Below are 14302 nucleotides of genomic sequence, written 5' to 3' on the forward strand. Positions count from 1 at the left end.
TTATTATTCAGCAGCATCGCGCGCCGCTTTATGTAGGGATATAAACGATCTCAACACGATCATTTACACTGTAAAACTTATGCCTACATTCTAGTTGAACATCCCCGATCCGATTATCCCTTTAGTTGGAAAAACATTAGTGAATTACAGGCACTAATAATCATTCATCCCAGTGACATAGGGCACATTAACGCCCTTTACTCGCTCTTTTTAACATCATATTTCCAGAAAATTCCACCGAATTTCACTTTCATATCAAATCTCAATTTTTAATCTCAAAACGATATAGTGATGAATGAAGGTTTCTCTCAGAATGTGCAGCCGTTACCAAAGTGAGAAACAAACCCATGACCCTTTCAGACCAAATCATTCAAGCGGCCTTCGAAAACGACTGGCATACCTGCTTTTACCAGCCAAAAGTAGAATCGAGTGCAGAGAAAGTAACAGGCGTAGAAGCGCTCTTTCGCCTGAATATTCCAGAAGAAGGTGTCTTTTCACCTGGTGTTTTCATTGATCGTGCGTTCGCATTGGGTTACGAAGAAGAGATCTTCTTTAGTGTTCTTGAGCAGTCACTGACAGAAGTAAAATCTCTCTCACCTCACTTGAACTTGGCAGTTAATATCAGTAAGAAGCTGTTGGCTAACCCTGATAACTTAGAAAAGGTGCGTGAATTACTTTGGAATACCTCTTTCAAAGCAAAACAACTGACGTTTGAACTCAGTGAAGCGGATCAGTGGGATGAGCAACTCAGCAAACTCTTCTTGCGAAATAGTGCTTTTTTCACGTAGCCGTTTTAATTCTTCTGAGAAATTTTCTTTATTCATCTGTTACTTACCTAGCTTTTTTTATCAGTGTAGTTCACTTAAGCTTGTTAATAAATGACGCTTTCAACATCTTATTAGCACACCAGTTAATTAATGAAATTGATTCACAAATCAAAGTAAATCAATCACAATTATCGATACGCTCTTTGTTGAAACCAGCCTAACTGGACACTTATGATTAATCCAAAACTCATTGCCCTACTTCCTGATCTCGCCTCGTTCATTTTAGTGGTTAACGAAGGCAGCTTTACTGCGGCTGCAAAACAGTTAGGGGTAACACCTTCTGCGCTCAGTAAGCTGATCACACGTTTGGAAAAAGCGCTGTCGGTTAAGCTGTTCGAACGAACCACTCGTACTCTTATCATCACGCAAGCCGGACAACTGGTTTACGACCAGAGCGTAGTTATGATTAATGCCGCACAACAAGCCGTTGAACTGTCGACCTCTGACCATACCGAACCTGCGGGCTCGATAACGGTGGCGGCACCAGAGGCATTCTTGAACTCGGTGTTGCAGCCTTTCGTTGTTCCATTTTTGAATCAGTATCCTGAGATCCAACTTAAATTGAGAGCAGCCGATGGCGACATCGATATTTTACGTCAAGGCATCGACATCGCGTTCCGTCTGACCGATAAGCCCGACGAAAGCTTGGTGTTAAAAGAGTTAGGAAAAACCAACCTTGTGTTATGTGCAAGCCCAGACTATTTAGAAACGAAAGGAACTCCGCACCACCCTACCGATCTATCTGAACACGACTGTTTGTATCTTGCCGAAACAGACAAAGACCACATTTGGGACTTCTTGAAAGACGATGAATTTCACACGGTTCCCGTCAATGGGCGTTACGCAGTCAACCACTCACAAATGCGACTAAAAGGCGTGAAAGAAGGACTTGGAGTAGGTATTTTCCATGACTTCGTAATACAAGATGCGCTGGTTGAAGGCTCGGTGGTGCAGGTATTAGAAGATTGGACTATTAAGAGTAATTACCATGGCGCAATTGCGATGCAGTTTGCACAAACCAAATACATGCCCGCTCGATTGCGTGTATTCATTGATTACGCCATGGAGCACTTGGGTGACAAGTTGGCAGGAGAAATAAACCGATGCTAAAAGGAATACACCACGCGGCAATAATTTGTTCAGACTACAAATTGTCGAAACACTTTTACACTCAGATTTTGAAGCTAGAAGTAATTGCAGAGAATTACCGAGAGACGCGCCAATCTTACAAACTTGATCTGGCGTTACCTAATGGTGCTCAAATAGAGTTGTTTAGCTTCCCTAACGCGCCTGAAAGGCCAAGTTTTCCTGAAGCTCAAGGGCTAAGACACTTAGCTTTTTGTGTGGATGACGTTCAACAAGTCAAAAGTTATTTGGAAGGACAAGGAATCGAAGTCGAACCAATCCGAATTGATGAATTTACGGGGAAATCATTCACGTTTTTCGCAGATCCAGACGGCCTGCCGCTCGAGCTTTATCAAACATAAGGCTTTATCAAGTCTAAACCTTACTCATCAAAACAGCTTCTCGACAGAATAACAAAACTGACCTCCTCAAAAAGAAGGTCAGTTTGTGTATCAATTAACTCAATGCTGTCTTGAATATCTCGACACGTGAGAACAACAACCAATCCAATATCATAGCTGTCACAATCGTTGCTCCCGCGAGAGGAAACAGCACTGAAATCACTACAACGCTCACCAAACCAGTCTTCCAAAGCCCTGCATCACCAAACTTCGGTGGTGTACCAAGCTTTCTTTGACCTGAAGGTCTGCGCATCCACCACATCACTCCTCCCGTTACGGACACAACAATGAACGCCAAACAAAACAAGGCATTTAGCAGCTTGTTGATGATGCTGATATCACCTTGATGCAATGAAATACCAACCGCTAACGTCTTGGCAATAAAGTTGTAATCTTGCCATGTCACCTCACCCAGAATACGACCTGAATATTGGTCTAGGTGCGTGGTACGATCTTGCGTTGGATCGATGATATCGCCGCCCATAGTGTTGGCTGTGACTGTGTACACACCCGTTTCTGAACGAGGGAAATTTAACTTGTATTGCGTAAAGCCAAGTGAGTGTGCTTTTTCAACAACATCATCAATCGCGAAACTGCTTGCTGACATGACATGTTGAGAGTGATCTTCGCCCATCTTAGAGTGATCATGAGGTTCAGCCGCCTCTTCCACATGATGAACGTGTTCTGCTGGCTTGTCTTGAGACAACGGCAGTAGTGTCTGTTCTAAGTTCCAAGGGAGCTCTTCTTCAGAGCCATGATTGAGGGAGGCGTGTGTATTGTCTGACAATGGAATATCGTCCCACATTTGAGCAGGGAAAGTGCTCCACGCTTGAACAAGCTTACCGCCCCAAAAACCAGTCCATGCCAAGCCTGAGAGAATAAACAACAGCAGAATAAGCGATAGTGTACCGCCTATATTCGCATGTAAATTACGCATCAGAACGCGTGGGCCGGACGACACTCTCAGCTTAAGAAAACCAGCACGGCTCGCGTTATCTCTTGGTAGCCATAAGTAAATACCGCTAATAAGAAGCAGAATCGATAAACTGATTGCGACTTCAATCAGATAGTCGCCCCAATCACCAATCAACAAAGTGCCATGAATATCATTCGCGAGTTGGTAGAGACTATCGCTGCGTGGAATCTCTCCGACCACTTCGCTAGTGTATTGATTCACAGTCGCGAAAACCGACGTTCCGTCTTCAAGTGATACTGAAAAACGGTTAGCAAGATCAGGCGCTTTGCTCGGAACAAACTGAGTCACCGAACCTTGTGGGTATTGAAGCTGTACTGCAGCTAACTGCTGTGACACTTTGATCGGATCGCCAGATGTAACAATCTCGATCGCGTCTTGGTGGAAAGCTAACTCGATTTCATCATCAAACAGCATCACCAAGCCAGTGATACTCAGCATCAGCATGAATGGGATAACGAATAGCCCAGCATAGAAATGCCAACGCCAAGTGAGGAAGTATAGGGTTTTATTGCGGTCTTTCGTTTTTACACTGCTTGTAGACTGCGAAGCCGCTTGTGCTTGCGCAGAGCTTTGAGATTCATTTCTCAACATTATAATTTCCTTTGACACACGCAAACATACCTTCTGAAAAACCAGAAAGTAATCTGAGCATGTTTAACTTTACTTAATACTTTATTTTTTAATTATTTTAATGAGTTAGATTTAAGCAATAACAAAGGGAGGGCCACGCGGGGCTTGCCTCAAGTAGCGTTCGCTTAGAGCCAAAAAAGCGTAGCTGTCTGAGACAATAAAACTCAGTCGAGTTGTGAGTAGTGTAGTTGGAAGTTCATCTTGGTGAAATGTGGAAAAATGGCTAAACGGACACGGCTTACCTTTGTGGGTATTCGGTTCACCTTCTTCAATTTGAACCAGTTCAAAGCCATTAACCGTACATAACGACGCCCATACTCCCGCACTATTACCATGAGCATTGATAACAGGCATTAATGTTACCAGCGCCCAACTTAACGCTGTGGCAAGTAACATAGAGAGGTTGAATGAGGTTCGGCGCATTATTCCAAATCTTTATAAATTTCCCTTATTATGAGGCACTTGCTATATAGGTAAACGTAAAGATTAACATCAGGTTAAAAAATTGAAGCTAACGCACACTCTATTTGGTTAAAAACTGGTTACAACAGAAGCGCCAATAAAATATTACGCACCTCAGTGCATCAAACTGATTAGAAAAAAGACAATAAAAAACGCCGCTTATATTTTCCTGAAAAAGGAAATATAAGCGGCGTTTTAGGAGTTGAACTTTGTTATCTAGTAACTCTAATGAACAAACGAATTAACCGAAGATCTTGCTCCAGATACTTGGGTTACGCTTCTCATGGTACTCTTCACGAAGGCCGTCAATAGTACGAAGTTCTTGCTGCGCTGATTCTAGGTCACCTTGGTCTAGCTTCTGCTCAATGCTATCGAGTGATGCACTGATCTTTTTGAAGCCTTCCATGAAGTTATCTTCTTTTTCTACTGGGTAAACACCCGTTTTCAGCTCTGCCACTAGCGTATCTAAACGAACGATAGGCTTTTGCATCTCTTCAATGCTTTGAGCTTCTGCCGCTTGTTTGAATGCAAGCTTCATTTCTTGCATGTTTTTCTTAAGGTCAACATTAGCAAATGCGTTGCCAGACAATACTGTCGCAGCGATTAAACCAGATAAAAGGATTGAGCGAGTTTTCATTGTTTCTCCAAGTGAACCGGTGTCTTTGAAGCTAGAGCCATCATTGTTGTGGCACTTCGACTTTATTATTTTCGGCTAGTGTATACAAAAACCTGTCACACACAAAAATTGATTGTGTCGAAATGCAAACCCGCCGACATTCTCTTAAACGAGAGTTGAGTATTCTGGGATCTCATTACGACCACGCAACGCCAAAAATGACAAAAATTGCTGTGGTGTATGAGTGATTACTTTGCTCGAATCTACACCCACTTCATCAAGCAATGCAGCGACTAAATCTAAACCACCGACATCTAAACAGAAATGTGCATCGCTGCCTGTAGTAATAAACGCGCCCTTCTCTTTCGCTATTCTTGCAATCTCATAACAGCGGTCAACACTGCCCACGCGACTATTGCCTTTGAGTGTGGTGTTATTGATCTCAATCGCCACGTTATGTTCAACCGCACATTGAATAACGGCTTCAAAATCGAAGTCAAAATTAGGGTTCCCTAAGTGGCCAAGTGCATCAATTCGACCTCCCTTAATCACATTTACGAGAGCCTTTGTATGTGTAGCCACATCCGATGGGCGAAAAACGGGTTCGTGAAAGCTTGCAATCACCCAATCCAAGTTCTTATCAACACTAGGATGAATATCGATTTCACCTTGAGTGTTCATGATGTTCGACTCAACACCACGAATAATGGCAACTTCTTCGATAAATCGAGGAAGTATACGTTGGTTACTGAAGAACCAATAGTGTGGCGCACCCGGCATTGATTCTGAATGGTCGGTGGTACAAAACATGGCTAAACCATTTTGCTTGGCCGACTTGGCGTTTTCGATCAATGTGCTGTAAGCATGACCACTTGCGTATGTATGGGTGTGAGTATCTACTTTGAGTTCCATGAATCAATGCCCTCTTCGCTTGGTCAAAAAACGTTTTCACAATGTAACTCTGAATCTCTTTCAGGAAAGGAGTGCTTCAGAAAATGAGTGCCTAGTGGCAACAATTACGACCAGTTTATCAGCTGAAAGTGACAATTAGCACCTCAACATAAAGGTTTATTGCGGGTTCACCTGGATAGCACCAGAATGCGTAGCTAGCCAGAACGAGCCACCCCTTAATCGTGACTAAGTAGAACTGTATAAACTCGGTAATTACGCCAATTTTTTGCAACCTACCCAAGTTCGTCAATACTTAAACCAGTCTACAAACTGGAGTGTTAGATGAGAAGAAAACGATATCCGCTGAGTATCCACATCACTAGCCTTTTCCTAATTTTGACAACACTTGTCGGTGCAGTATTGATTTCGATAAGTTATCGGCATTCTCAAGAATTGCTGTTAGGCACGGTGCGCGAGATCAGTAATGAGCATCGCGATAAGCTGGAATCAGTATTCAAACAAGCTATTGCCCCTGTCATCACAACCTTAAATGTGATGGCGGTGAGCCCGTTTGTTGCTCATCAAACTTCTGCTGTCGAAAAAGATTCTTGGCTGGCCTCGGTCGATATCATATTCAAGCAAAACACCAATTTGGTCGCTCTATTTTATGGTTCTGAAGATGGTGATTTTAGAATCTTTCGTCCATTAAGCACCAATAAGCAGAGAGCCGAAAACAACGCCCCGGCCAAAGCAACTATGATGGTCAGCAGCACCAATCTCGATGGGGAGAACTTTATTACCTTTCTCGATGGCGCACATCAAGTGATCAGCACTAGCCAAGCCGAGAGCAAGTTCAACCCGACGACTCGGCCTTGGTTTCGTAACGCAAAACCTGACGGCTCAATACAACTCTCTGAGCCCTATCTGTTCTATTTCCTGCAAACCAATGGCATTACGCTCTCTAGGCGATCTGCCGATGGCAAACACGTGGTGGGTGCCGACTTCACGTTGAGTTCCCTCTCTTCTCAGATCAGTGAGTTAGCCTATTCCCCACAAACTCGACTCGCTTTGTTCGACCAACATTTTAATCTTCTCGGCCAACATCAACTAGATCTATCAATTCCCACGCATGACTCCCAGTCTAATGACCCAAGTAACACTAAGAAAACGAATAAGCAATCGACGGGCAAACTCTCTGGCAGTGAACAAGACCTAAGCTTCTTTAACGTGCCTAAACGTGAACAGATGGAAGCACTAAAAGCATCCGTCATAGCACCACTTATCTCTGATGAAGAGAAGTTTAACCTCAATCTAAAAAACGTTGAGTACAACTTAAACACTTGGGCATTAACGCTAACGCCGGTTCAACTCACTCAAAATGTCACCTTATATTTGGCAGAAGCGACGCCCCACAATGAGTTGCTCGCAGATCTTATCTCGATGCGAGACAAGCAAGTTGCAGTCGCGATTGGGATGTTGTTTATCTGCTTCGCAATTGTGTGGTTTGTTGCCAATCGACTGTCTCAGCCGCTCAATACACTGATGCAACTCACCGACAACATCGCACGATTTGACTTCAGGCGTACTCATTACCCTAAAAGCATGATTCAAGAAGTGGCTAACCTCGCCCACTCGATTGAGCTGATGGAACACACGCTTCATGACCTTATAACATTACTTAGAGACACGGCCGGGAATCAGGAATTTTCTATATTAGCCAAGAACATCGCTCACCAAAGCTATTTGATTACCAAAGCAGAAACCATCGTCCTCTTCACTCAAGCAAAAGAGAAAGATGTGTTTGATACGGCCGCGAACCTCGCCATTCTTCCCTTTAAGGCCGACATCAATGACTTCATCAAGCATACCCCTTGGTTGCTGTGTCAGCTTAAGTCCGGAGAAACGATTCACTTAAACCGAGAAGACAATGTTCTCAACTACTACCAAGACTCTATCTTTAATTCAGATCTGTACCTGTTTCCACTATTGAACCGTGAGAAACTGTTAGTAGGTATTGTAGCAATTGGTTATGAAAGACCGATCACCAAGATGCAGGCAGACAAACACGCCTTTTTACGAGAACTACTCAGCTTTGCGGAAATAGCCAAAGACAACATTGACCAAATGCAGCAACAGAAAGACATGCTTAATGCTTTTATCGAGTTGATTGCTTCGGCGATTGATACCAAGTCACCATACACGGGTGGGCATTGCCAGCGAGTACCTGAACTCACCAAATGGCTAACTCAAGCAACCATTGATGATGACCGTTATTACCCGCAATTCTCACTCGATAGTAAACAATGGGAAGAGTTGATGCTCGCGGCTTGGCTTCACGATTGCGGCAAAGTGACCACACCAGAGTATGTGGTAGACAAAGCCACAAAACTGGAAACGATTTACGACCGAATCCACGAAGTTCGGATGCGTTTTGAGTTGTTGAAACAGCAAGAGGAAACCGATTACTGGAAAGCGATGGCGAACGGTGCGCTTCAAGAAGAACAACTCAAAATACTCGAACAAAGCTTATTTGAACTGGATGAGGAGTTTGCCTTTGTTGCCGAGTGCAACCTTGGCGGCGAATCTATGACGGAAGCGCAACTAGAACGATTAGACCAAATAGCCAAACGCCAGTGGAAACGCACACTGGATGACCAATTGGGGTTGTCTTGGTCGGAGAAAGATAGATTTAGAACGCAGCAGACCCAAACAGAACAAGAAGGAGAAGAATCAACAAACAGAAACCAAACCTTGCCTGTTATGGAGCCCCTACTTGCTGACAAACCCGAACATAAAATACCTTGGGACAATGGGTTTAACCCTGCCGATGTATGGCAAGAAGCATTCGTTCTTAAACCGGGAGAAGTAAAATACAACCAAGGCGAACTGCACAATTTGAAAGTACGTCGTGGTACGTTAAACGATGAAGAACGTTTCATGATCAATGACCATATTATTCAAACCTTCACCATGCTTAACAAGTTGCCTTATCCACCTTACTTGCAAAATATCCCCGACATCGCCAGCGGACATCACGAGCGTATCGACGGCAAAGGCTACCCAAGAGGCTTAAGTGAAGACCAATTACCTCTGCCATCCAGAGCAATGGCAATTGCTGATGTCTTTGAAGCCCTCACCTCCAGTGATCGTCCGTATAAAAAAGGCAAGCTCCTTAGCGAATCACTCAACATCATGACTGATATGGCGACCAGCGGCCATATCGATCCCAAGTTGTATTTACTGTTTTTAGAAAACAAAATCTACGACAAATACGCTGAGCGATTCTTAGAAGCCAATCAGCGTTGCGAGATTGACCCACACCAACACATCGACCGAGTAAAGGAATACATACGCTCGTTGTTCTAAGTTCTAACGTCTGAGCTCAGCGTTTTAGCTTTTGGCCGCAGAACCCAACGTTGCGGCATCAGACACAACCATTGTGGTGCGTGGTTTCTGGTTGGCGTTCGCCTTACTTTGTCTTTTAGCGAGTAATGTATTGGTTATACTCGCGACAACAATCAGGTTAATGCCAATCATCTGCTGGGTAGAAAACACATCATCAAAGAACACCCCCTGCCAAAGCGCACTAAATAACATGTTAGTAAAAATCAGTGGCGCCAACTGTGATCCGCTGTCTGCCAGCTTATATGCTTTGGAGCGAAAGATTTGGGTATTGATAGTAAATAGTGCAAGCCCGAAAGCTCCAAGCGCAATCCAACGCAAATCATCAAAAGTGATTAACGCCGACAGAGCGCCTTTTTCCGGACTTTCAACCACATTAGGAACCGCAGAGATTGAAGTAAACATCACCATAGGTATCACAATGATTGCTGCGACTAAAAAGGTCCATGCGTTCAGTTCTGCAGGGGTAAGGCTTGTTTTAGACGCTCGATATAAGCTCACTTGCGAGCCAGAATTAAACATCCCCGCGAGAAGCCCCAGCAGAAGTGCAGGTCTAAAGAACTCCGAACCAAACTCAAACTGCGACCAGTCTCCTGCCATCATCACTACGCCAACAAAGGTTATGACTAAACAAACGATGGTCGTTGTATGAATCTTGGTTCCAAATATTAATTTTTCTAACAACGGAATAAATAGAGGACCAGTACTGAACAACACCACACCTTCTACAAGCGTTAAGGTTTGTAATGAAGTAAGGAAACACCATTGGCACGCCACCATAAAGATCGCCCGCATCACCAACGGTTTCCACATTTCTCGTGTCGGCTTGCTGATTTTGTAAAAGGCCAGAAAAAGAAATAAAAACAGACTGGGCAACAAAAAACGCACAAAGCTGAGTAATGAAGTCGGCATCACTTCAGATAGATACTTGGCCATTAAGCCACTTAAAGACAAACTGAACGTCGACAACAACATGAAAGTCGTCGCCTTGGTAATATCAGACATAATTATCACCTCCTATGGCACCTATTTTAGAGGCGTGACGTGATGAAAAATAGCGAGTAATATTAACCATAACTGTAAGGAAAACTTACCAATGAAAAAACTCGTTCCGCTTAAATCCGTTTACGCTTTCATTGCTGTTGCTGAAACTGGCAGCATGACCGACGCCGCTCGGGTGTTGTACGTCAGTCACTCAGCGGTAAGCCAAGCAATAAAGTCGTTGGAGCAACTGGTCAACAAGCCTCTGTTTCAACGAGTCGGTCGCCGTGTTGTCTTAAATGCCGCAGGTAAGCGATATTACCGAAAAGTTGCTCCCGCACTTGAGCAAGTGATAGAAGCCACGGAAGAACTTGCCAAAACGCCTAACGACCACCGTATTACCCTTAACATGGTAAATTCACTCGCGATGCACTGGTGGATTCCACGCGTTCCTGACTTCCAAACATTCGCCCCTTCACTTGATATCCGTATTTCGACGCTCACTGGCCCTTTTGATATTGAGCAGGAAGGGGTCGATATCGCACTCGTTCATGGCAAGCCAAACGAGTGGGAGCAATATTACAGCGAAAAACTGGGCGATGATGATCTGGTTTTGGTGTGCAGTCCGACTCTATTAAAAAACCAAACCGGATTAAGCGTCGAGCAACTCGTCAAACAAAATGCAACCATTGGCGTTTTTAACCTTAGGCGACAGTACGACTGGCAAGTGTGGTGCGACAATTATCAAATCCCAATGCCCACATTCAAGAGCAATCTAACATTTGATGTCTCGATTCAAGCGGTGCAAGCGGCGATTCGTTCATTAGGCGTGTTGGTCACACATCGCTTGTTTGTGAAAGATGACATCAGCCATGGAATGCTCGTTGAACTGGGTAAACCTGTTGCTAACCCCCATCAAGATTTCTACTTTGTTTGCCCAAAAAACAAATTAAAACAAGAAAGTGTGCTAAAACTGAGAACATGGTTAAGGCATGAATTCACACGTTCAGAGACAGCGCTGAACGATGACATTCAACAACAAGACCAGATTATCAATCAATAAGCGAGTAACAGTTCAGCAAACTTACAAGAGGCCATTATGATTATTACCACCACGCAATCAGTCGAAGGCAAGCGCATTGTCGATTACAAAGGGGTTATTGCCGGAGAAGCCATTCTAGGAGTTAACGTTTTCAAAGATATGTTTTCAGGAATTCGTGACTTTGTGGGTGGACGTTCAGGCACCTACGAGAAAGAACTGGAAAAAGCGCGTAACTACGCATTCAAAGAGCTGGAACAAAAAGCGATTGAAGCAGGAGCCAACGCGGTGGTAGGTGTCGACATAGATTACGAAGTGCTTGGCACAGGTAACGGGATGCTAATGGTGTCTGCCAGCGGCACAGCGGTTGTGATTGCTTAGTGGTATAGAGCATATAGGTATAGAGGCTTAGTGTCTTGGCTGCTCGGCTACTTGGTCGTAGGCTTAGCCACTGCCCAACTCCCCCAAAAGAATTTTACCCATCGAATAACTAAACTATTCGTTCTATCGCATAATTCTTTATGAACTACGCTCCCTTAGCTAAATCACTAGCTAAGGGAGCGTAGTTTGCGTTTTGGCCGACCAGAACTGAGCCCTCTAGCTCGCGCGAGCTATTGACTCAGGGAGCATGGCATCAAAAGAAGCGATTCGGGCTAAAAACGCTTTCCTATCTTTAGGCATAATCGAGCTCGCCATCGGTAAGTTAGCCTTCATTGCATCGACCGCGCGACCACGAACCAGCACCTCAAAATGCAAGTGAGGCCCAGTAATGCGGCCAGTGGCTCCCGATAACGCTATCTTCTGACCTCGCTTAATCTGCTGCCCTTTCTTCACTAGGAAATGACTCAGGTGTAAATAACGTGTCGTATAAACGCTGTTATGTTCAATCACCAAGTATTTCCCTGCATAAGGGTGGTCACGAAGTGCGACAACACGACCATCGCCCGTCGAGTAGACGGGGGAACCGACAGGTGCTGCAAAGTCAGTGCCGTTATGTGGTGAGATACGCCCTGTTACTGGGTGTCTTCGTGTCGGATTAAAAGAAGAGGTGACTCGTCTAAATTTTCTATCGACTGGGTACCTATCAAAGGCTTGCTCTAGGCTATTGCCCTCTCTGTCATAGAAAAGGCCATCAGGCGCCAGAAAAGCCGCGACTTCTCGGTTTCTCAATTGAATTGAGATGCCTTGAACTTCTGTTTTACCTGTTAAGTGATCGTCTGTGTACTGTTCATTGACCAACACATTAAAGCTATCTCCGGGTCTGAGTTCCCTAGCGAAGTTGATTTTGTCTTTTAGCGTTCGAGTAATATTGGCTATCTGAGCCGTTGTTAGCCCCGCTTTATATGCAGACGTTGAAAAACTGCCATGAACGGTGCCTGTATAGAGCTTTTCTTTCCATTCGCCCGGCATTTCGTGGAATTGGTAATCAAAGCTTCCATCACTATTTTTCGTATAGACAGCTTGCTCTAAGATACTTTCATGGAAGATGAGCTCGACGAGTTGTTTAGAGTCATTATCCAAAAGCAACTCTAGGTGATCACCGGGTTTTATTGTATCGAGCTTCAGAGACTCTAGATCAGCTTCCATTATCTTATGCACGGTTTCATAAGGCAGGTTCCATGACGAAAATATATTGCTTAGCGTGTCGCCAACTTTCACGAAATAATGAACTTTGACTAAAGAGTTAGAACTTGCTTGCGAATCGATACCTACGTCGTCAGTCGGTTGAGAACCTTGATAAGGTGTTATCTTGATTGAGATTTCTGGTTCTGGTTCGGAGTGAAAAGAGAGTAAAACAGCAAGGGAGAATGCGCTGATAGCGATCAGGCCAATACGGAGGAACTTCATAAAATACTTAGCGGTTATAACAAGGAACTTAAAAAGTGTTATAACATAACAATTCAATCAAAAAAATAAATGAAATGTAAGAAACCGTAGTTCGATAGATGTGAAAATATGGTGGGGTGTGAAGCCCACCAGCTAAGTAGCATGACTCTTTAATCTAATATTATTCTTCGCGAAGTGCTTCAAAACGATCCAAACCGCGTAACATTTCAAAATCAGGCTCATCAGCCAATAGCTCTCGCATTGAACCACTCGCTTCGACCGAGCGCTCTAAGTCATCGATCGCTTGGCCTTCGGCACCTAACCTAGCGTAAGCACAAGCACGTTGATACAAGGCGTGAGCGTTCTGATCGTCCACTTCCAACACACGGTTACACAGGCTCATCGCCCAGTGGTACTCTTGCATATCCATTGCGGCATCGGCTTTGTAAGTTAACGCTTCCAAATCACCCGGACGAACTTTTAAGATCTCATCGTAGATTTCAATTTTTTGTTCGGCGGTTTGAGCATTTTGCGCTCTCAGCCATAAGTTATGGATCTCGTTGATGATTTCGATTTCTCGGTTATTCTCTGAGATGATTCGAGTCTTGCGCTTAAGGTCCCTTTCAAGAACGTTAAACTTTTTCTCATAGTCTTGAGCAATCGAATTGAGCCGTTGATCGGCCATTTCTTTAGTGGTGTGCTTCAACTCTTTCAGCGATTGCCAACCCACCAGTGCAATCAAGGAAGCCACACCGGCAATAATGTAGAAGAAATAGGTTACCGTTACATTGGCGTAATTCAAAGACTTGTCAGCCACAGCCAGTTCACGGTCCGTCATCTGAATGGTTAAACGTCTTTCAAGATCCTGTTGTTCCATTCGAAGCTGCTTCAACTCATCCAAGATGTAGCGTTCCATCAGCGGTCTATCCAAATACTCTTGTTCTGAGTACTTAACCTCTTCGCTTGCAAAACTCATCGAGCTGAACACCGAGATAACTGCAATCAATAAGATTCGAAGCATTATACATTCCTTATATATTTACCTTTAGACTAACTGTATCTCGTAATAAGCATACAAGCTAGGAAGTCGACAAGTTTGCTATGTCCCCGATTTCAGATAATAAG

The 14302-nt window shown here is 44.0% G+C and carries 12 protein-coding genes and 1 pseudogene; 6 read left to right on the plus strand and 7 right to left on the minus strand.

The window, feature by feature from the left end; all coding sequences use genetic code 11:
- Window positions 1–347: 347 nt before the first annotated feature.
- From BCT34_RS14310 to BCT34_RS14325, 3 genes and pseudogenes are all read left to right on the plus strand, one after another.
- Window positions 348–749: pseudogene (locus tag BCT34_RS14310) on the plus strand (EAL domain-containing protein); the annotation flags it as partial.
- Between the two features lie 249 nt (window positions 750–998).
- A complete protein-coding gene (locus BCT34_RS14320) occupies window positions 999–1937 on the plus strand; it encodes a LysR family transcriptional regulator (protein WP_076650637.1) in 939 nt (312 codons plus the stop codon).
- Window positions 1931–2314 carry a VOC family protein gene (locus BCT34_RS14325; RefSeq protein WP_076650638.1) on the plus strand — a complete coding sequence of 128 codons (384 nt, stop codon included), beginning with the start codon at window positions 1931–1933 and terminating at the stop codon, window positions 2312–2314. The genes BCT34_RS14320 and BCT34_RS14325 overlap by 7 nt, the downstream gene beginning before the upstream one ends.
- Window positions 2315–2408: 94 nt before the next feature.
- Here BCT34_RS14325 and BCT34_RS14330 read toward each other — a convergent pair whose 3' ends face one another.
- From BCT34_RS14330 to BCT34_RS14345, 4 genes are all read right to left on the minus strand, one after another.
- On the minus strand, window positions 2409–3920 hold the full coding sequence (locus tag BCT34_RS14330; protein ID WP_076650640.1) for a PepSY domain-containing protein: 1512 nt from the start codon (window positions 3918–3920) through the stop codon (window positions 2409–2411).
- Window positions 3921–4031: 111 nt separating this feature from the next.
- Window positions 4032–4382 carry a hypothetical protein gene (locus tag BCT34_RS14335; protein WP_076650642.1) on the minus strand — a complete coding sequence of 117 codons (351 nt, stop codon included), beginning with the start codon at window positions 4380–4382 and terminating at the stop codon, window positions 4032–4034.
- Window positions 4383–4662: 280 nt separating this feature from the next.
- Window positions 4663–5058 (minus strand): cytochrome b562, encoded by a 396-nt coding sequence (locus BCT34_RS14340; RefSeq protein WP_076650643.1) that lies wholly within the window; start codon window positions 5056–5058, stop codon window positions 4663–4665.
- A gap of 144 nt (window positions 5059–5202) precedes the next feature.
- Entirely contained in the window at window positions 5203–5949 is a 747-nt protein-coding gene (locus tag BCT34_RS14345) for a phosphatase (protein WP_076650644.1), read from the minus strand.
- 321 nt (window positions 5950–6270) lie between these two features.
- Between BCT34_RS14345 and BCT34_RS14350 the strand changes: the two genes are divergently transcribed.
- Window positions 6271–9294, plus strand: coding sequence for an HD domain-containing phosphohydrolase (locus tag BCT34_RS14350; RefSeq protein WP_076650646.1), 3024 nt, complete (start codon window positions 6271–6273; stop codon window positions 9292–9294).
- 24 nt (window positions 9295–9318) lie between these two features.
- Here BCT34_RS14350 and BCT34_RS14355 read toward each other — a convergent pair whose 3' ends face one another.
- Entirely contained in the window at window positions 9319–10335 is a 1017-nt protein-coding gene (locus BCT34_RS14355; protein ID WP_076650647.1) for a DMT family transporter, read from the minus strand.
- A gap of 91 nt (window positions 10336–10426) precedes the next feature.
- Here BCT34_RS14355 and BCT34_RS14360 point away from each other — a divergent pair, with 91 nt between their 5' ends.
- A complete protein-coding gene (locus BCT34_RS14360; protein ID WP_076650648.1) occupies window positions 10427–11374 on the plus strand; it encodes a LysR substrate-binding domain-containing protein in 948 nt (315 codons plus the stop codon).
- Between the two features lie 36 nt (window positions 11375–11410).
- Entirely contained in the window at window positions 11411–11731 is a 321-nt protein-coding gene (locus tag BCT34_RS14365; RefSeq protein ID WP_076650649.1) for a heavy metal-binding domain-containing protein, read from the plus strand.
- A gap of 216 nt (window positions 11732–11947) precedes the next feature.
- Here the strand turns inward: BCT34_RS14365 and BCT34_RS14370 are convergent, their stop codons facing one another.
- Both BCT34_RS14370 and BCT34_RS14375 read right to left on the minus strand, forming a co-directional pair.
- Window positions 11948–13198, minus strand: coding sequence for a peptidoglycan DD-metalloendopeptidase family protein (locus BCT34_RS14370; RefSeq protein WP_076650651.1), 1251 nt, complete (start codon window positions 13196–13198; stop codon window positions 11948–11950).
- A gap of 160 nt (window positions 13199–13358) precedes the next feature.
- Window positions 13359–14198: an alkyl sulfatase dimerization domain-containing protein gene (locus tag BCT34_RS14375; protein WP_076650653.1), complete on the minus strand. Its 840-nt coding sequence runs from the start codon at window positions 14196–14198 to the stop codon at window positions 13359–13361.
- Window positions 14199–14302: the final 104 nt, after the last annotated feature.

The organism is Vibrio sp. 10N.261.45.E2, from assembly GCF_002875705.1.
Taxonomy (GTDB): Bacteria; Pseudomonadota; Gammaproteobacteria; order Enterobacterales; family Vibrionaceae; genus Vibrio.